15 protein-coding genes are annotated in these 17,858 nt (G+C 75.1%); 10 read left to right on the top strand and 5 right to left on the bottom strand.

Going from position 1 to position 17,858, the window contains the following annotated elements; genetic code table 11:
- The first annotated feature begins 122 nt into the window (after nt 1-122).
- On the top strand, nt 123-2,270 hold the full coding sequence (locus tag ACIQPQ_RS35175) for a SpoIIE family protein phosphatase (RefSeq protein ID WP_401312394.1): 2,148 nt from the start codon (nt 123-125) through the stop codon (nt 2,268-2,270).
- Between the two features lie 86 nt (nt 2,271-2,356).
- Here ACIQPQ_RS35175 and ACIQPQ_RS35180 read toward each other — a convergent pair whose 3' ends face one another.
- Entirely contained in the window at nt 2,357-3,736 is a 1,380-nt protein-coding gene (locus tag ACIQPQ_RS35180) for a S1 family peptidase (RefSeq protein ID WP_401312396.1), read from the bottom strand.
- 475 nt (nt 3,737-4,211) lie between these two features.
- Between ACIQPQ_RS35180 and ACIQPQ_RS35185 the strand changes: the two genes are divergently transcribed.
- The 6 genes from ACIQPQ_RS35185 to ACIQPQ_RS35210 all read left to right on the top strand — a co-directional run bounded on the left by ACIQPQ_RS35185 (nt 4,212) and on the right by ACIQPQ_RS35210 (nt 9,153).
- Nucleotides 4,212-5,714, top strand: a complete 1,503-nt coding sequence (locus ACIQPQ_RS35185) for an MFS transporter (RefSeq protein ID WP_401312399.1) — start codon at nt 4,212-4,214, stop codon at nt 5,712-5,714.
- A gap of 199 nt (nt 5,715-5,913) precedes the next feature.
- A complete protein-coding gene (locus ACIQPQ_RS35190) occupies nt 5,914-6,921 on the top strand; it encodes a Ppx/GppA family phosphatase (protein ID WP_401312401.1) in 1,008 nt (335 codons plus the stop codon).
- A gap of 81 nt (nt 6,922-7,002) precedes the next feature.
- Nucleotides 7,003-7,215, top strand: a complete 213-nt coding sequence (locus ACIQPQ_RS35195; protein ID WP_401312403.1) for a hypothetical protein — start codon at nt 7,003-7,005, stop codon at nt 7,213-7,215.
- A 65-nt stretch (nt 7,216-7,280) separates the two neighbouring features.
- Complete coding sequence (locus tag ACIQPQ_RS35200) at nt 7,281-8,288, top strand: iron-containing redox enzyme family protein (protein ID WP_401312406.1); 1,008 nt, start codon at nt 7,281-7,283, stop codon at nt 8,286-8,288.
- Between the two features lie 60 nt (nt 8,289-8,348).
- Nucleotides 8,349-8,975, top strand: a complete 627-nt coding sequence (locus ACIQPQ_RS35205; RefSeq protein WP_401312534.1) for a HemK2/MTQ2 family protein methyltransferase — start codon at nt 8,349-8,351, stop codon at nt 8,973-8,975.
- Nucleotides 8,956-9,153, top strand: coding sequence for a CDGSH iron-sulfur domain-containing protein (locus tag ACIQPQ_RS35210; RefSeq protein WP_401312408.1), 198 nt, complete (start codon nt 8,956-8,958; stop codon nt 9,151-9,153). Before ACIQPQ_RS35205 ends, ACIQPQ_RS35210 begins: the two co-directional genes overlap by 20 nt.
- Nucleotides 9,154-9,363: 210 nt before the next feature.
- Here ACIQPQ_RS35210 and ACIQPQ_RS35215 read toward each other — a convergent pair whose 3' ends face one another.
- Nucleotides 9,364-9,795: a subtilase-type protease inhibitor gene (locus tag ACIQPQ_RS35215; protein WP_383778785.1), complete on the bottom strand. Its 432-nt coding sequence runs from the start codon at nt 9,793-9,795 to the stop codon at nt 9,364-9,366.
- Nucleotides 9,796-10,227: 432 nt separating this feature from the next.
- Here ACIQPQ_RS35215 and ACIQPQ_RS35220 point away from each other — a divergent pair, with 432 nt between their 5' ends.
- A complete protein-coding gene (locus tag ACIQPQ_RS35220; RefSeq protein ID WP_401312411.1) occupies nt 10,228-10,923 on the top strand; it encodes an alpha/beta fold hydrolase in 696 nt (231 codons plus the stop codon).
- A 67-nt stretch (nt 10,924-10,990) separates the two neighbouring features.
- A complete protein-coding gene (locus tag ACIQPQ_RS35225) occupies nt 10,991-12,160 on the top strand; it encodes a lactate 2-monooxygenase (protein WP_401312414.1) in 1,170 nt (389 codons plus the stop codon).
- Between the two features lie 48 nt (nt 12,161-12,208).
- Here the strand turns inward: ACIQPQ_RS35225 and ACIQPQ_RS35230 are convergent, their stop codons facing one another.
- The 3 genes from ACIQPQ_RS35230 to ACIQPQ_RS35240 all read right to left on the bottom strand — a co-directional run bounded on the left by ACIQPQ_RS35230 (nt 12,209) and on the right by ACIQPQ_RS35240 (nt 15,003).
- Nucleotides 12,209-13,864, bottom strand: coding sequence for an RICIN domain-containing protein (locus ACIQPQ_RS35230; RefSeq protein ID WP_401312417.1), 1,656 nt, complete (start codon nt 13,862-13,864; stop codon nt 12,209-12,211).
- A gap of 506 nt (nt 13,865-14,370) precedes the next feature.
- Nucleotides 14,371-14,748 (bottom strand): hypothetical protein, encoded by a 378-nt coding sequence (locus ACIQPQ_RS35235; RefSeq protein ID WP_055631619.1) that lies wholly within the window; start codon nt 14,746-14,748, stop codon nt 14,371-14,373.
- Nucleotides 14,749-14,751: 3 nt separating this feature from the next.
- Nucleotides 14,752-15,003 carry a hypothetical protein gene (locus tag ACIQPQ_RS35240; RefSeq protein ID WP_383778776.1) on the bottom strand — a complete coding sequence of 84 codons (252 nt, stop codon included), beginning with the start codon at nt 15,001-15,003 and terminating at the stop codon, nt 14,752-14,754.
- 297 nt (nt 15,004-15,300) lie between these two features.
- Between ACIQPQ_RS35240 and ACIQPQ_RS35245 the strand changes: the two genes are divergently transcribed.
- Nucleotides 15,301-17,760, top strand: a complete 2,460-nt coding sequence (locus tag ACIQPQ_RS35245; protein WP_401312422.1) for a SpoIIE family protein phosphatase — start codon at nt 15,301-15,303, stop codon at nt 17,758-17,760.
- Nucleotides 17,761-17,858: the final 98 nt, after the last annotated feature.

A 17,858-nucleotide genomic window follows, 5' to 3' on the forward strand; every position in this document is an offset into this window, starting at 1 on the left:
CGGCACGCCCGCCTGCGCCGCCCCGCGCCGACGCGCGCCGCCCCTCCGCGCCCCTCGCCGTGCGGCCCGGCCGCCCAGGGGGGAGATTTGAAGGTCAATGGGCCGCGCGGCCGGGCGAGGAGGTGGTCGCCGTGTCCGACGGGCGGAGGTCCGGTCAGCCGTCGGCGGTCGCGGGAGAGCCGGTCGGGCGGCCCCTGCTGTCCATGGCCCTCACCGGGATGATGGACGCCGTGGGCGCCCACTCCGGCGCGGTCTACCTGCGGCGGGACGACGAACCGGTGCTGGAGATGGCCGTGATGGCGGGCCTGCCCCGCTCGTTCGCCGCGCCCTGGGAACGGGTGGGCCTCACCGCGCCGATCCCGGTCGCGCGGGCCGCCCGGGAACGGCGGCTGGTCTGGGTGGGCGGCGAGGAGGAGATGGCCCGCCACTACCCGCGGATCGCCGTCGTCCTGCCGTACCCGTTCGCGCTGGCCGCGCTGCCGGTGGCGACCGGGACGCGGGTGTACGGCGCGGTCTTCGTGACCTGGCCCGGCTCGCACCCGCCGGACCTGTCCGCGTGGGAGCGGCGGCATCTGGAGGCGGACTGCGAACGGCTGGCGCTGAGCCTGGAGCGGGCCGCCGCCGAGAACCGCCCGGTGCGCGCGGAGGCGGACCCGCTGGACACCCGCTCCTACCGGGCGGGCGCCGACACGCTGGGCACGGTGGAGGCGGCCCGGATGGTGGCGCGGCTGCCGTACGGACTGTGCTCGCTGGACCCCGAGGGGCGCGTCGGCTTCGCGAACGCGGCGGCGGCCGAGCTGCTCGGGGTGCCGGTGGGCGACCTGCTCGGCGGTCAGCTGTGGGCCTCGGTGCCCTGGCTCAACGACCCGCTGTACGAGGAGCGGTACCGCGCGGCGCTGATCAGCCAGGCCGTCACCTCGTTCGTGGCGCTGCGCCCGCCCGCCGACTGGCTGTCGTTCCGGCTGTACCCGAGCACGTCCGGGATCAGCGTGCGCGTCACCCGCGCCCGCTCGGTGTCCACCACCCGGTCCGCCGCCGACGAGACCGGGGAGGCCCCGAACCGGCTGGTGTCGATGTCGCAGGCGCTCAGCCTGGCCGGGGCGCTCACCGAGACGGTCAGCGTGCGGGACGTGGTGCGGCTGGTGGCCGAGGAGATCGCCCCCGCCGTCGGCAGCAGGGCGCTGGCCCTGCTCGGCGCGCACGCGGGACGGCTGCGGGTGCTGGGCCACCACGGGTACGCCGACCCGCACGTCGTGGAACGCTTCGACGGCATGCCGCTCACCGCGCCGATCCCCGGCGCGCACACCCTCACCCACGGCGTCCCCGCCTTCTTCGACTCCCGGCAGCAGCTCGAACACCTCTACCCCGCCCGGCACTCCACCCCCGACGGCCACGCGGCCTGGGCGTTCCTGCCGCTGATCGCCTCCGGCCGCCCGGTCGGCGCCTGTGTGCTGGCGTACGCCGAGCCGCGCACCTTCGCCACCCACGAGCGCGCGGTGCTGACCAGCCTGGCCGGGCTGATCGCGCAGGCCCTGGACCGGGCGCTGCTCTACGACGCCAAGCACCGGCTCGCGCACGGACTCCAGGCGGCGCTGCTCCCCCACTCACTGCCCTCGCTGCCGGGCATCGAGGCGACCGCCCGCTATCTGCCCGCCACCCGCGGCATGGAGATCGGCGGCGACTTCTACGACCTGATCGCCGCCCGCCCGCTGCCCGCGGCGGTCATCGGGGACGTCCAGGGGCACAACGTGACCGCGGCCGGGCTGATGGGCCAGATCCGTACGGCCGTACGGGCGTACACGACCGTCGGGCAGGAACCGGCCGAGGTGATGCGCAGCACCAACCGGCTGCTGATCGACCTCGGTTCGGAGCTGTTCGCCAGCTGCCTCTACCTGCGGCTGGACCCGGCGCGCGGGCGCGCGGTGATGGCGCGGGCCGGGCATCCGCCGCCCCTGCTGCGGCGGCCGGACGGGCAGGTCCGGGTGCTCGACCTGGCGGGCGGGCCGCTGCTCGGCATCGACGGACGGGCCGCCTACACGACGACGGAGGTGGAGCTGACCCCCGGCTGCGTCCTCGCCCTCTACACCGACGGGCTGATCGAGACGCCCGGAGTGGACATCGAGGAGTCGGTGACCGAGCTGGGGCGGCGGCTCGCGGCGGCCGGGGACCTGCCGCCGGAGCGGCTGGCCGACGACCTGGTGGGGCATGTCGCGGCGGCGGAGGAACGCATCGACGACGTGGCGCTGCTGCTGATCCGGGCACACGCGTGACCCGGCGGCCCCGCCCTCCTTCCCGAAGGCCGGACCGCCGGGTCACCGCGGAGGTGACAGGTGTCACCCCGCGTCCGGCACCGGGATCAGTGCGTGTCGGTCAGGCCCGAGTCGTCGCCGTGGGCGGCGCCGCTGTTGCCGTTCTGGTCGTTGCCGTTCTGGTTGTTCTGGTTGTTGTTCTGGTGGCCGTTGTTCTGTCCGGCGCCCGCGTCCTGGTCGGCGGCGTCACCGGCACCCGCGCCGCCCGCGGCCGCGTCGTCCCCGGCGCCCGCGTCGTCGCCCGCGCCCGCGCCGGCGTCGTCACCGGCCCCGGCCTCGTCGCCCGCACCGGCACCGGCACCCGCGCCCGCGTCGCCGAGGGTCGCGCCGACGGCCGCCAGGGCGGTGGTCACCGGCTGGAAGAAGGTCTCGCCGCCGACCGTGCAGTCGCCGCTGCCGCCGGAGGTGAGGCCGATGGCCAGGCCGTCCTGGGTGAACAGGGAGCCGCCGCTGTCGCCGGGCTCGGCGCAGACGTCGGTCTGGATGAGGCCGGTGACGGTGCCCTCGGGATAGTTCACGGTCGCGTCGAGGCCGAGGACCTGGCCGTCGGAGAGGCCGGTGGTGCTGCCCATCCGGAAGACCTGGGTGCCGACGGTGGCCTCGGCGGCCTGGCTGATCTGGACGGTCTGCTCGCCGAGGTTGACCTCGCTCGGGGCGACCGTGGCCGGGTCGTCGTACTTCACGAGCGCGAAGTCGCCCTCGCCGGGGAAGACCGCCTGGTCGACGGTGGCGATCGGCTCGCCGTTCTGGGCGTCCGACCACGCCTCGGCGGCGACGCCGCAGTGACCGGCCGTCAGGAAGGCCGGGGAGCCGTCGCCCGCGGTGACGTTGAAGCCGAGGGAGCAGCGCGCCCCGCCGCCGAAGATGGCGTCGCCGCCGGAGGCGAAGGTCTTGAAGGTCCCGGTCGACTTCCGGATGGTGGCGGTGCCCGAGCCGAGCCGCTGCACGGTGGACTCCAGCTGGTCCCACCTGTCGCCGGTGACGGTGGCGTCGGCGGTGACGAGGATCTTGTTGGTCCGCGGGTCGACCGCCCAGGCGGTGCCCGGGATGGTGGCCCGCGTCTTCAACGTCCGCGCGGCGGCCTTGAGTTCGGCGGGACTGTTCTCGACCTCGCGGACGAGGGCACCGGCCCGCTTCACCTGCACGATCACGTTGTTGTTGTCGCCGTTCACGACGTTCACGACGAGCTGCTTGCGGCCCGTGTCGTAGTAGGAACCGGCGAAGGACTCACCGAGCAGGCCCTGGAGCTGCGAGGCGAGGTCCGAGGCGTCCGACGCCTTGAGCGTCTTCGGCGTGGCCGCGCCGGCGGCGTCGGCGCCGTCCTGGGAGGCGTTGGCGTTGGGGAGCAGGAGCGCCGCCGCTCCGAGCGCCGCGACACCGCCGACCGCGATCGCGGCCTTGCGCTTCGGAATTCGCTTGTGACTCAAAAAACTCGACCTCCTGGGGAACGGGGTCCGGCTGCCGGCGTTCGGCGACCCCGTGGAGCGGCGCCTGGTTGCGCAGGAGTACGGGGCGGGGACGGGGTGCGTTCAACGGGCTTCGCCAACTTCCTTTGCGAAGCCGTGAATCGGCCATGACCGTGCGCGGCAGGGAGACCGGGACGAACGGCGCCTTCCGGCCGCCCCCAGAGGCGAGGCGGCCGGGGTCACCCGGCAGGACGGAACGAACCGGTCGGAGGGGAGGGCGGAGCGTGGCCGAGGGTGAGCGTGCGCGGACGAACCGACCGTGGCTCGATCTCGACGGTCCGGGGCCGGTCCCGGCCTCGGCGGACACGCCACCGGAGCCCCGGATCGAAACTTTGCCGTTTCGCAGAAAGTGTTCTAGCCTCGACGTGTACGAAACGGTTTCGTTTACACGCTCTTTGCCTCCGCGTCCGCACGACTCAACCTGGAGCGCTTCCCCATGTCACAGAAGACCCTGACGGACGGCACCCGCGCGGGTGCCGACAAGGCGCCGGCGGCCGCCTCCGCCAAGCGGTGGTGGATTCTCGCCGTCGTCGCGCTGGCCCAGCTGATGGTGGTCCTGGACGCCACCATCGTGAACATCGCCCTGCCCTCGGCCCAGGCCGACCTCGGCTTCTCCGACGGCAACCGGCAGTGGATCGTCACGGCGTACGCGCTGTCGTTCGCCTCGCTGCTGCTGCTCGGCGGCCGGATCGCCGACCTCTTCGGCCGCAAGCCCGCCTTCCTCGTCGGGATCGTCGGCTTCGCCCTGGCCTCCGCGCTCGGCGGCGCGGCGAGCAGCTTCGGCATGCTGGTCACGGCCCGCTCGCTCCAGGGCGTGTTCGGCGCGCTGCTCGCCCCGGCCGCGCTCTCCCTGCTCAACACCACCTTCACCGACGCCCGCGAGCGGGCCCGCGCGTTCAGCGTGTACGGCGCCATCGCCGGGGCCGGCGGCGCGGTGGGTCTGCTGCTCGGCGGCTTCCTGACGGACGCCCTCGACTGGCGCTGGACGCTCTTCGTGAACGTGCCGATCGCGGTCGTCGCCTTCGCGGGCGGCTGGTTCCTGCTGACCAACCACCGGGACGCGGCGAACGCCAAGCTGGACGTGCCCGGCACCGTCCTGGTCGCCGCCGGTCTGTTCGGTGTGGTCTACGGCTTCTCCAACGCCGAGTCCCACGACTGGGGCTCCCCGCTGACCTGGGGCTTCCTGACCGCCGGTGGCCTGCTGCTGGTGGCCTTCACCTGGTGGCAGACGCGCACCGCGCACCCGCTGCTGCCGCTGCGCATCCTGCTCGACCGCGACCGCGGCGCCTCGTTCATCGCGGTGCTCATCTCCGGCGCGGGCATGTTCGGCGTGTTCCTCTTCCTCACCTACTACCTCCAGCTGAACCTGGGCTTCAGCCCGACCAAGACGGGTGTGGCGTTCCTGCCGATGGTCGGCGCGCTCATGGTGGCGGCGCAGGTCGGCACCACGGGCCTGCTGCCCCGGATCGGCCCGAAGGTCGTCATCCCGTCCGGTTTCGCCATCGCGGCGGCCGGTATGGCCTGGCTCACCGACATCGGTGTCGGCTCGGACTTCGCCACCTCGGTCCTGCCCCAGCTGATCGTGATCGGCTTCGGTCTCGGCCTGGTCATGCCGCCCGCGATGCAGCTGGCCACCGGCGGGGTCGCCGCCGAGGACGCGGGCGTCGCCTCCGCCACCGTCAACGCGATGCAGCAGGTGGGCGGTTCGATCGGTACGGCGCTGCTGAACACCCTCGCGGCGAGCGCGGCCACCGACTACCTCGTCGGCCGTGACCCCCGGGACAAGCTGGTGCAGGCGCAGGCCACGATCGAGAGCTACACCACCGCGTTCTGGTGGTCGGCCGGGTTCTTCGCGGCGGGCGCGGTCATCGCCCTGGTGCTCCACCGCCGCGGGGTCCCGGAGCAGGACCCCGACGCGGCGCCGGTCGTCCACATGTGACGCGTACGCCCATGTGACCCACCTGCCACCTGGCCGAGGGGCCGCCGTCCTGAGCGGGGACGGCGGCCCCTCATCTCTGCCGCCCCTCCCCCGAGGGGCTGCGGTGCGCCCCGTCGTTCCTCGCCGTTTCCGGGTCGCTTCCCGGTCGGCGGTGGCGCGCGGGCGCGTGTCGGCGGCCGTCGCGGGTACCCGCCCGGCCATGAGACTCAGCGTGCTCGACGTGGGCTCCAACGCCGTCCGGCTCGTGGTGGCGGACGCGCGGGACGGCGTACCGCTGCCGGTGCACACCGCGAAGTGGCGGATACGGCTGTCCCAGCGGGTCGAGCCCGGCGGGCCGATACCGGACGACGCGGTCGCCCGGCTGGCCGACGCGGTCGCCGCGGCCGGCCGGACCGCGACCCGGTGGGGTGCCACCGCCCCCTCCGCCTTCGCGACGGCCATGGTCCGCAACGCGCCCAACCGCGTGGACGTGCTGCGCACGGTCCGCTCCCGCACCGGGGTGGCGCTGTGCACACTGCCGGGTGAGGTGGAGGCCGAGCTGACGTTCCTCGGCGCGCGCCGCTGGATGGGCTGGCGGTGCGGGCCGCTCGCGCTGCTGGACATCGGCGGCGGCTCGTTCGAGGTCGCCTTCGGCCGGGGGCGGCTGCCCGACTTCGTGGCCTCGCTGCCGCTCGGGGCGGGCAGGCTCACCCACGAGTACTTCCCCGGCGCGGAGGCCCCGGCGCCGGACCGGGTGCGGGAGTTGCGCCGCAAGGTCCGCCACCAGTTGCGGGACGCCGCCGCGCGGGTCCGCTGGGAAGGGCCGCGCACCGCGGTCGCCACGTCCCGCACCTTCCAGCAGCTCGGCCGGTTGTGCGGGGCCGCTCCGGGTCGGCAGGGTCCGTTCGTCGAGCGCACGCTCGACCGCCGCGACCTCGGCGGGGCGGTGGAGCGGCTGGCGGCGCTGCCCGCCGCCGAGCGCTCCGCGCTGCCCGGTGTCTCCGCCCCGCGCGCGGCGCAGAGCCTGGCCGGGGCCGTGGTCGGGCACACCGCGATGAAACTGATCGGGCTGAAGCGGGTGACGCTCTGCCCGTGGGCGATCCGCGAGGGCATCATGCTCCGCCAGATCGAGGACGGCCCCTCCTGGTGGGCGGAGGTCGCCCGCCGCGCCGAGGAGGACGCGCCCCCTGAACCGGTCCCCCTCCTCCTGGCCGCCCACGGCCGCTGAGCCCCCGTACGCCCACCCCTGTCCCCCGCCGCCCACCCACCTGAGCCCACGGCCTCCGGACCGTCGGAGAGAGGAGCCCCCATGTCAGCCCACGACCGCCATTCCCGCCTCGACGAACCCGAGGAACACGACAACCACCCCGCGACCGCACTGGAGGACGTGCTGCGCGAGATAGAGGAGGCCGAGCGCCTGACCGACGACGCCGAGCACGGCCGGGGACCGCGCCACCGCGGCGAGACCGGCGACGCCCACTCCCCCGCCCCGGCGGCACGGGACGACGCCGCCGACGGATAGCTCCACGGGGGACCGGTGATCCGCCCCGCGTGGGTGGCCCCCGGCCCGAGGGGTACCCGGCGCGCATGGAACACCAGGAACCACGGCTCCCGTCGGCCCGGGGCCCGCTCTCCGCGGACGTCCGGGGGTATCTGCTGGGCACCGGTCCCCCGCCGGACCCCGCCCCGGCCGCGACCGCCGCGCCGTACGGCGACGACCTCCAGCTCGCGCTCCACCTCTGCTACGAGCTGCACTACCGCGGCTTCGCCGGGGTAGCCGACGACCTGGAGTGGGACCCGGAGCTGCTGCGGATGAGGGCCGCGCTGGAGGACCGCTTCCTCACCGCGCTGCGCGCCGACACCCCGGTCCGCGACACCGTGGAGGAGGCGCTCGGGGACCTGCTCGTCGAGCCCGTCGACGGCACCGGCGTCTCCCACTTCCTCCAGGACGAGGGCGCCTTGTGGCAGGTCCGCGAGTACGCGGTGCTGCGCTCCGTCTACCACCTCAAGGAGGCCGACCCGCACGCCTGGGTGCTGCCCCGGCTGCGGGGACGCGCGAAGGCCGCGATGGCGGCGGTGGAGTTCGACGAGTACGGCGGCGGACGCGCCGAGCGGGTCCACGCCCGGCTGTTCGCCGACCTGATGACCGACCTCGGCCTCGACACGACGTACGGCCGCTACCTCGACGCGGCGGGCGCGGACACGCTGGCCACGGTGAACGTGATGTCGCTGCTCGGTCTGCACCGGGCTCTGCGCGGCGCGCTGGTGGGGCACTTCGCCGCCGTGGAGATCACCTCCTCGCCGGGCTCGCGGCGGCTGGCGGAGGCGATGCGCCGGGTCGGCGCGGGACCCGCCGCCGCGTTCTTCTACGACGAGCACGTGGCGGCGGACGCCGTCCACGAGCAGGTGGTGCGGCACGAGGTGGTCGCCGGGCTGCTGGCGGAGGAGCCGTGGCTCGCCCCGGACGTGGCGTTCGGCGTCGCCGTCACCACGCTGCTGGAGGACCGCCTCGGTGCCCGGCTGCTCGCCGACTGGCGGGCCGGACGGTCCGCCCTGCGCACACCCCTCGAAGCACACCCCTCAATTCCGACATGACCCGTATTTCATGACGACCGGGGTACTCGGGTGCGCGTGAACACACTCGTGCTTCCCGGAATGTACGCCCCGCAGGAGGACACCGGCCTGCTGACCGAGGCCCTGTCCGAGGAACCCCTGCCGCCCGGCGCCGACGTGCTGGACCTGTGCACCGGCTCGGGGGTGCTGGCGCTGACGGCGGCCCGCCGGGGCTGCCGGGTCACCGCCGTGGACGTGTCCCGGCGCGCGGTGTACGCCGCCCGCTGGAACGCGCGGCGGGCCGGGGTGGCGGTGCGGGTACGGCACGGGAACCTCTTCGAACCGGTGCGCGGCCGGTCCTTCGACCTGGTGCTGGCGAACCCGCCGTACGTCCCGGCCCCGGGCGGCCGTGCTCCGCGCGGTCCGGCGCGCGCCTGGGACGCGGGGCGGGACGGGCGGCTGGTGCTGGACCGGATCTGCCACGAGGGCCCCGGACTGCTGCGGCCCGGCGGGGTGCTGCTGCTCGTGCACTCCTCGCTGAGCGACGGCGGGCGCACGGTCGGCCGGTTGCGGGCGGTGGGGCTCAGGGCCGCGGTGACCCGGCGGTGCCGGGTGCCGCTCGGGCCGGTGCTGCGCTCCCGCGAGGAGTGGCTGCGGGCGCGCGGACTGCTGCGCGCCGACGAGGAGAACGAGGAACTGGTGGTGGTCCGTGCCGAACTCGTCCGCTGACCGGCCCCGCCGGATCACCATGCGCCGCAAGGGCCCGCTGCTCGTCGAGGGCCCCGTGGAGGTGGAACTGGAGGACGGCTCCACGGTCACCTCCGACCGCTTCCAAGTGGCGCTGTGCACCTGTCGGCGCAGCCGCCGCTACCCCTGGTGCGACACCAGCCACCGCGACCGTTCCTGAGCGGAGCACGACGCGAAGGGCGACGTGAGGGGCCCCGGTCCGCGGTGACCGCGGGCCGGGGCCCCTCACGTATACCGGGGACCGGCGGGCGACCCCACATCGCCCTGCCGGTCCCCGGGTTGCGGGATCGCCGCGGTGTCCGTGTCGGCGGCTCGCACTCCCCACGTCACGAGCCGTTCCTGTCACCCACGGAACCACGCGATCCCGGTCTCAGAACGCGAAGAGGACGCTCCCGGAGGAGTTCTTCACGCACTCGTTGGACCAGGTGCGCTCGAAGGAGACGCGGCGGCCCTGCCACACGCCGTCCACGGTGACGACCACGGGGTCGTACTCCCGGGTGCACAGCCCGCCGCCGGGTCCGGCGAGGACCTCGAAGTCACCGCCGGCGGCGCGCAGTTCGGCGCAGGCGCGGGCGGCGGCCGGGTGGCTGCCGGAGGCGCTCGGGGCGCAGGTGAGGGTGACGGCACGGGCCGGGTTGACGGCGGCGGCGCTCTCTCCGTGGCCCGTGGTCAGCACGAGGGCCGAGGGGGCGTAGAGGGAGGCCGGGGCGGCCGGGGCGGCGTGCGCGGACCCGGTCAGGGTCCCGCAGAGGGTCGCGGCCGTGAGGCCGAGGGTCGCTGCCCAGCGCGCGGTGTTCCGCATTGTGTGCATCCTTCCGCTCGATTCGGGTGGTGCCGGTCCGGCCCGGTCGGGTGCCGGAAGCGGCGAGCGCGAGTCTGCCGAGTCCGCCGCCGAAACTCACATCGACCCCACAGGTTTCGGTAACCTTGGGTATTCAATCAGTGGCGTGAAGTGACAGAATTCGAACGTTGGAACGCCGGAAGCAAGCGCTTCATGATCCGCCGAGGCGCCCTGGTGACCGGATTCCATCGGTTCGTTAATCGTCCGGAAACATTCCGCTTCCGGTCCGCGAAGGACCCGCGGCGTACCCGGGAGAGGCTTCCCGTTCATGTTCCGGTGGTGTGCTTTTCATCCACTCACCGCACCGGAAAAGGATGAACAGTCCACTGGTCGGGACCAGTTCCGCGCCCGTCGTCGGCGGCGGTGTCAGTGCCGGGGGCTACGTTGGCGGGCATGACTCACTTCGTGGTGGTGGCAGGCGCCTGGCTCGGCGCGTGGGCGTGGGACGAGGTGGCGGCCGACCTGGAGGCCGCCGGGGAGACGGTGTCCGCGCTGACGCTGTCGGGTGTGGCGGAGCGGCGGGCGGAACCCGCCGGTCTGGAGACCCATGTGCGGGACGTGGTCGGGGCGGTGGAGGGGCGGGACCTGCGGGACGTGGTCCTCGTCGGGCACAGCTACTCCGGCGTCCCGGTCGGGATCGCGGCGGGGCGGATCGGCGACCGGCTGCGCCGGGTGGTGTTCGTGGACGCGAACGTGCCCGTGGCGGGCGAGGGGTTCCTTGACGCCTGGCCCAGCGACCCCGTCCGCGCCGCGATCGCCGCGCACGACGGCGTGTGGCCACCGCCCGCCGCCGAGGAGTTCGCGGGGCAGGGGCTGACGGACGAGCAGATCGGGCGGATCACGGCCGGTGCCACCCCGCACCCCGGCGCCACTCTCACCGATCCCGCCCGTCTCGCCCGCCCGCTGGGCGAGTTGCCCGCGACGTACGTCAAGTGCCTGCTGGACGGCGACGAGCCGCCGCCCCCGGTGGCCGAGCTGGTCGCGGACGGCCGCTGGGAGCTGGTGACGATGGACACCGGGCACTGGCCGATGTTCTCGCGCCCCGCCGAACTGGCCCGGCTGCTGCGGGAGTCGGCCGCCGCCCGCTGACCGGGCGTACCGGCCGGTAGGGTCGCCGTGCGCGTGCCTCGACGGCGAGAGACGGGACGGACCACGGATGGCGAAGCACTGGGCGGACTTCCAGTACGAGATCTATCTGAACGGGATGACGGGGGCGGTGCCCCGGCTGCCCACCGACCTGACCCGGCTGGAGGAGCTGGCCGAGCACCGCCTCGGCCCCGGCCCGGTCGGGTACGTCGCGGGCAGCGCGGGCGACGGCGGCACCGCCCGCGCCAACCGGGCGGCCCTGGCCCGGCGCCGGATCGTGCCCCGGATGCTGCGCGACGTGCACGAGCGGGACCTGTCGGTCGAGGTGCTGGGCCGCACGCTGCCCGCGCCGCTGGCGCTGGCGCCCGTGGGCGTGCTGTCGATCATGCATCCGGAGGCCGAGTCGGCGGCGGCCCGCGCCGCCGCCGCGCAGGGTGTGCCGTTCGTGCTGTCGTCGGCGTCCAGCACGCCCATGGAGGACGTGGCGGCGGCGATGGGCGACGCGGAGCGCTGGTTCCAGCTCTACTGGTCCAAGGACCGTGAAGTCACCCGCAGCTTCCTGGAGCGGGCGGCGGCCTGCGGGTTCTCGGTGCTGGTGGTCACGCTGGACACCCCGCTGCTGGCGTGGCGGCCCCGCGACCTCGACCAGGCGTACCTGCCGTTCCTGCACGGGGTGGGCACCGCCAACTACTTCACCGACCCGGCGTTCCGGGCGGGTCTGGCCAAGCCGGTGCACGAGGACATGGACGCGGCGGTCATGCGGTTCGTGAGCCTCTTCTCCGACCCCGCGAAGACCTGGCCGGACCTGGCGTTCCTGCGTGAGCACTGGTCGGGCCCGATCGTGCTCAAGGGGGTGCTGCATCCCGACGACGCCCGGCTCGCGGCGGACGCGGGGATGGACGGCGTGGTGGTCTCCAACCACGGCGGCCGTCAGGTGGCGGGCTCGGTCGCCGCCGCCGACGCGCTGCCGGGGATCGCGGCGGCCGTCGGGGACCGGCTGACGGTGCTGTTCGACAGCGGGGTGCGCACCGGCGACGACGTGGTCAAGGCGCTCGCCCTGGGCGCCCGCGCGGTCCTGCTGGGGCGGCCGTACGTGTACGGGCTGGGCCTGGACGGCCAGGCGGGCGTGGAGCACGTCATCCGCTGCCTGCTCGCCGAGGTCGATCTCACGCTGGCCCTGTCCGGGCACCGCACCCCGTCGTCGATCGGCCCGGACGACCTGGTGGAGACGTCCGGTTGACGCTCCCGGCCCCGGCCGCGCCCCCGGCCAGGTCCCCCTGCCGCCCGCTCAGGCGGTACGGCCGGACGGCCCTCCGGGAGCCGGGGGCGGTCCGTCGGTCCGCGTGATCGACAGGGAGCCCGCGCTGGCCGGGGTCGGGTCGGCGACCCAGCGTTGAGCGGCCGAGCGGTCGCGGATCTGGACGACCACGTCGGCGCCGGGCTCCTGCGCGGTGGCCGCGAGGGCGAGGGAGTCGTCCCAGCGGGGCACGAACTCGCCCTGCCCGCTGAGGTCGTAGCGGACGTCGTCGGCGCGGGCCCGGCCGGTCTCGGCGCACTCGGCGAGGATGACCACCCCGGCGTCGGCGTGCGAGTCCGCGCACAGTTCGGGCTCGGCCAGGTTGCGCATCAGCCCGTCCCGCTCGTACGACCACTGCTGGGTGAGGTCGGGCGAGCACTCCCGCAGTTCGAGGGGGGCGCCGTCGACGGCCTCGCCGCGCACGTCGAGGCAGAGGTCGGCGGCGGTGTTGCGCAGCCGCGTCTCGCGCGGGGCGACAGGCAGTTGGGCGGTGTCCGGGTCGGACGGCGCGGTGGGGGTGACCGGCGCGCCGGAGCCCGCCGGGGCGGCGCCGTCGGCGGCGGCCGTGGAGGTGGCCGGGTCGGCGCTCCCCTCGTCGGAGAAGACCCCGGCGGCGAGCATCGCCGTGATCAGTCCGGCGGACGCAAGGCCCACCCCGGTGAACAGGGCGCGCGGGGAACGGGGGGCGCCCGGGGTGCGGCGGCGCGGGGAGGGGATGCGGTCGAGGAGGGCCCCGGCGCCGCGCGCGCCGCGACGGCGGGAGCCGCCGGGGCCGCCGCCCCGGTGGGAGCCCTTGAGGCGGGTGGCCGGGCGGGCGGCGCGGCCGGGCCGGGAGTCGACGTAGCGGCGGGCGCCCCAGCCGAGGACGGCCTCGGCGAGCAGCATGCCGAGGTCGCGTTCGAACTGGCCGAGCTGTTCCGCGGCCGCCCGGCAGTAGCGGCAGGCGTCGAGGTGACGGCGGACGTCGGGCAGCAGTTCGCCGCCGCGTCCGATGGGCACGTCCAGGAGGCGGTTGTAGAAGCCGCAGTCCCGGCTGGGGGCGAGTTCGCGGTGGGCGCGGACGCAGCCCTGGCGGAGCTTCTCGCGCGCCTCGTCGCGTACGGCGGCCACGGCGTCGAGGTCCATGCCGAGGAGTCCGGCGGGGACGGTGATCGGGTCGGCCTCGACCTCGGCGTGCCAGAGGACGGCGCGGGCGACGGGCGGCAGTGCCTGGAAGGCGCGTTCGGTGAGCACCCGGTTCTCGGGTATCGGGGAGGCGGCGGCCCGCATGCCGCGGGCGCCCGCGGGCTTGCCCAGGTCGGGCACGGACGCGGACAGCACCGGGTCGGACGCCCAGAGCCGGACCGTGTCGCGGACGCCGACCAGCAGGCGGGGGCGGAGCGCGGCACCCGGCTCGCCGAGCTTCAGCCGGTCCAGGACCTGGTGGAAGGCGGCGGTGGAGACCATGGCGGCGGCGGGCGCCGAGGCGAGACAGATGACCGCGTAGTCCTGCACCGGCTGCCAGTGCCGCGCGATGAGCAGCGCGGTCGACCGGGCCACCTCGTCGTCCGTCCCGCCGCGCGTCCCGGCGGCGAGGGACTCGTCGGACTCACCCGGCCCGGAACCGGGCGGCGGGTAGGAGGGACGAGGGGGCTGGGGGGTGAGCACTGTGCGGCTTCCTTCGGGGGTACGTACCTGTCCGGCGCGGCGGGGAGCACGCGTTCGCCTCCGCCGGCGACCACGGGGAACCCGGCCCCGGCCCCCCGCACGAGGGGCTCACCTTCGCACAACCGAGTCGCGCGCAACAAGCGAGCGGGACGTCCCGGCCCCTGTTGAAAGAAAGTCGATAGCGGGCGCCCGATTCGCCCTCCGGACAGGGGGTTTCGCCCCGCCGCCCGACCCGCGCCGAGAGACCGTCCGGGCGCCCGCGCCCGTCCCCCGCGCCCCGTGTGAACCACGCGCCCGCGGGGGCACGGCGCACACGGTGCCGACGCGCGGCAGGACCGTGGTGGACTGGCGTCGGCCCTTCCTCGGGGGCCCCGCGCGGAACGGCGGCTCTCCCGCGCGAAACGGCCGCCGGCCCTGCTCCTCCCGCCCTCGGCCGGCGGCCCGGGGAGACCCCGGGACGGCACACGCGGAGGCGGGCCAGGGTCCGGGGTTCGGGGCCCGTGTGCTCAGATCTGCCAGGACCGCAGCCGGTCGGCCGCGCCGTACACGTCGGTCTTGCCGTCGATCAGGTCGCGGGCCAGGTCGACGAGGGCGCCGTAGGGCGGGTCGATGCCGACGCCGCTGACGAACATGTAGGCCACCGCGGTCGCGCAGGCGAAGCGGGCGTTGGCCGAGGGGAGCGGTTTGAGCAGGGCGAGCGTGTGCAGCAGGGCCGCCGCCCGCCAGGCCGGGTCGGAGTCCACGCCGAGCCGGGGCGGGTCGACCCGGTGGCGGGCGACCGCGGCGACGAGCGCGGAGAAGTCGTTGACGGTGGGCTGGTCCGGCAGCACCTCTTCGTGGCGCTGGAGCAGCCAGGGCACGTCGATGTGGATGACAGGGGTCATCGGTCAGGCGACCCGTCCCGCGCCCGCACCCCGTGCGGGCGACTCGTCGTCGGGGAAGGCCGCCGCGAACTCGTCGGCGTGGGAGGCGAAGAAGGTACGGAAGGCCGCGGCGCCCTCCTGGAGCGCCCGGTGCCGCGCTATGTCGGCGGCGGCCGCCTCCCGGACGAGCGCCTTCATCGACGTACCGCGTTCCTTGGCGATCTGCCGCAGGTCCTCCAGCTCGCGATCGCTGAATTCCACGTTGAGGGCTGGCATGCCTCTCACGGTACCGCTCGGGTACTTACTCGTAAATATCCCCAGGTCAAGCCGGAGGGCCACCGGTACCGGACCGGCCCGATCCGGCCCCGCCGCCCACCGCTTCCGGCCACCGACCGGCCACCGGACGCACCCGACCGCCCGACGGACCGGCCACCGCCCGGGTCACGGACCGGCCACGCGCCCCCTGCGGTACGGGGTGAACAGGGTTGGCCTCCGCACCAGCCCCACAAGCACTAAGGTGGAACTCAGGTGACGCAATCGATCACTGTGAGTGTCCGCGATGGAGTGGGGACGATGACCTCGGACAATCCGTTCGACGACGCCTCGACGGCGCGGGCGGTCATCGACGAGCACGGCACGCTGACCCGGTGGAGCGAGGGTGCCCGCCGCCTCCTGGGTCACGCCCCCTCCGAGGTGGTCGGCCGCCCCGCCGCCGAACTGCTGGCCCCCGTCCCGGCCAACACCGCCGGGACGCCGCGTCCGCCGGACCCCGGCGAGCGCCGCTGGTACGGCACGGTCGGGCTCCGCCACCGCGACGGCCGTACCGTCACCGCCTGGGTCCTCGCCCACCTCCGGCCCGCACAGGACGGCACCCCGGGCAGCTGGCTCGTGGCGTCCCCGCTGGAGGACACCTCCCCCGCACCCGGCGACGAGGCGCTCGCCCACGCCGCGCTGGTGCAGTCGCCGTGCGCCTCGATGGTCTTCGACGAACGGCTGCGGCTGCGCGGCGTCAACCACGCCATGGCCGACCTGGTCGACCTGCCGGCCGCCCGGATCATCGGTCTGCGGCCCACCGACTTCGACGGCCGCGCGCAGGGCTCGGAGCTGGAGGCCGTCATGCGGCGCGTCCTCGCGACCGGCGAGCGGCGCGAGATAGAGACCTTCCTGCGGGCGGCGGACCAGACCCGGGCGCACGCCTGGCTGCTGCGCGTGGCGCCGCTCACCGACGCCGCCGGACGGCCCTGCGGGGTCTGCTTCACCGCCCACGACTTCACCGAGCACGTCCGCGCCCGCGAGCGGCTCCAGCTGGTCAACGAGGCGAGCGTCCGGATCGGCAGCACCCTCGACGTCACCCGTACGGCACAGGAGCTGGCCGAGGTGTGCGTGCCCGCCCTCGCCGACTTCGTCTCCGTGGACCTGCTGGAGGCAGCCGACCACGGCGCCGAGGCCGCGGGTCCGCCCACCGCGCCGGTCGCCCTGCGGCGGGCCGCGCACCACTCGGTCACGCCGGGGGCGCCGGAGGCGGTGGCCCGGCTCGGCGAGGTGGAGACGTACCCGAAGACCTCCCCGCAGGCCGCGTCGCTGCTCGCGGGGCGGTCCGTGGTGGCCGGGGCGCAGTCGGACAGCGTCGCCGAGTGGCTCGCGTGGGACGAGCGCCGGTTCCGGCGGATCGCGGAGCACGGCGTCCACGCCACGATGTCGGTGCCGCTCCAGGCCCGCGGCACGACGCTCGGCGTGGTCGTCTTCACCCGCTTCCGGCAGCCGGAGTCGTTCTCCGCCGACGACGTGCTGCTCGCCGAGGAGGTCACGGCGCGGGCCGCCGTCTGCATCGACAACGCCCGCCGCTACTCCCGCGAGCGGGAGACCGCCCTCGCGCTCCAGCGCAGCCTGCTGCCGCGCTCCCTGCCGCAGACCGCCGCCGTCGAGGCCGCCTCGCGCTATCTCCCGGCCGCCCGCGCCGGGGTCGGCGGCGACTGGTTCGACGTGATCCCTCTGTCCGGGATGCGGGTCGCGATGGTGGTGGGCGACGTCGTCGGGCACGGCATCCAGGCCTCCGCGACCATGGGGCGGCTGCGTACCGCCGTGCGCACCCTCGCCGACATCGACCTCGCCCCCGACGAACTCCTCACCCACCTCGACGACCTGGTGGTCCGGCTCTCCCAGGAGGCGGGCGGCGAGGGCAGCCCCGGCGAGGTCGGCGCGAGCTGTCTGTACGCGGTGTACGACCCGGTGTCGCGCCGCTGCACCCTGGCCCGCGCCGGGCATCCGGCCCCCGTCCTGGTGCCGCCGGGCGGCACACCGCGCCGGGTCGAGATGCCCGCCGGTCCCGCCCTGGGGGTGGGCGGGCTGCCCTTCGAGTCGGCCGAACTGGCGGTGGCCGAGGGCTCGGTGCTCGCGTTCTACACCGACGGACTGATCGAGTGCGGCGACCGGGACGTCGAGACCGGGCACCGGGCGCTCGCCGAGGCCCTTGCCGCAACCCCGCCGAACCGGGCCCTGCCCAGGTCACCGGGGACGGCACCGGCGACAGGGAGCGCGGCGTACGGCTCGCTGGACGAGGTCTGCGACCGGGTGCTGCGCGCGCTGCTCCCGCCGGGCGGCGCCGCCGACGACGTGGCGCTGCTGCTGGCGCGGACCTGCGGGCTGCCCGCTTCCCAGGTCGCCACCTGGGACATCCCGGCCGATCCGGCGCTGGTCGGGCCGATCCGCAAGCAGGTCGTGGAGCAACTGGCCCGCTGGGGGCTGAGCGAGACCTCGTTCACGGCGGAGCTGGTCGTCAGCGAGCTGGTCACCAACGCGATCCGGTACGGCGCCCGGCCGATCCGGCTCCGGCTCATCCATGACGCCACCACCCTGATCTGCGAGGTCTCCGACACCAGCCACACCGCGCCGCACCTGCGCCGGGCGAAGACCTTCGACGAGGGCGGGCGGGGGCTGCTGCTGGTCGCCCAGCTCACCCAGCGGTGGGGCAGCCGGCACACGGCGGACGGCAAGACGATCTGGGCCGAACTGGGTCTCCTCGACGAGGACTGAGCCCCCCGTCGGCGCGGACCCGGTCCGGCCGGTCGGCCGCCCTACCCGATCGGGGCGGGCGGGTCCAGGTGTCGGCCCGGCAGCACCGGGGCACCCGT

Source organism: Streptomyces sp. NPDC091281 (assembly GCF_044757425.1).
Taxonomy (GTDB): Bacteria; Actinomycetota; Actinomycetes; order Streptomycetales; family Streptomycetaceae; genus Streptomyces.

What these genes read in the sequence shown, in the direction of transcription:
- ACIQPQ_RS35245 (WP_401312422.1), top strand. Translation starts at nt 15,301, where the DNA reads ATGACCTCGGACAATCCGTTCGACGACGCCTCGACGGCGCGGGCGGTC.
- ACIQPQ_RS35185 (WP_401312399.1), top strand. Translation starts at nt 4,212, where the DNA reads ATGTCACAGAAGACCCTGACGGACGGCACCCGCGCGGGTGCCGACAAG.
- ACIQPQ_RS35220 (WP_401312411.1), top strand. Translation starts at nt 10,228, where the DNA reads ATGACTCACTTCGTGGTGGTGGCAGGCGCCTGGCTCGGCGCGTGGGCG.
- ACIQPQ_RS35225 (WP_401312414.1), top strand. Translation starts at nt 10,991, where the DNA reads ATGGCGAAGCACTGGGCGGACTTCCAGTACGAGATCTATCTGAACGGG.
- ACIQPQ_RS35235 (WP_055631619.1), bottom strand. Translation starts at nt 14,748, where the DNA reads ATGACCCCTGTCATCCACATCGACGTGCCCTGGCTGCTCCAGCGCCAC.
- ACIQPQ_RS35205 (WP_401312534.1), top strand. Translation starts at nt 8,349, where the DNA reads ATGTACGCCCCGCAGGAGGACACCGGCCTGCTGACCGAGGCCCTGTCC.
- ACIQPQ_RS35195 (WP_401312403.1), top strand. Translation starts at nt 7,003, where the DNA reads ATGTCAGCCCACGACCGCCATTCCCGCCTCGACGAACCCGAGGAACAC.
- ACIQPQ_RS35200 (WP_401312406.1), top strand. Translation starts at nt 7,281, where the DNA reads ATGGAACACCAGGAACCACGGCTCCCGTCGGCCCGGGGCCCGCTCTCC.
- ACIQPQ_RS35190 (WP_401312401.1), top strand. Translation starts at nt 5,914, where the DNA reads ATGAGACTCAGCGTGCTCGACGTGGGCTCCAACGCCGTCCGGCTCGTG.
- ACIQPQ_RS35215 (WP_383778785.1), bottom strand. Translation starts at nt 9,795, where the DNA reads ATGCGGAACACCGCGCGCTGGGCAGCGACCCTCGGCCTCACGGCCGCG.
- ACIQPQ_RS35240 (WP_383778776.1), bottom strand. Translation starts at nt 15,003, where the DNA reads ATGCCAGCCCTCAACGTGGAATTCAGCGATCGCGAGCTGGAGGACCTG.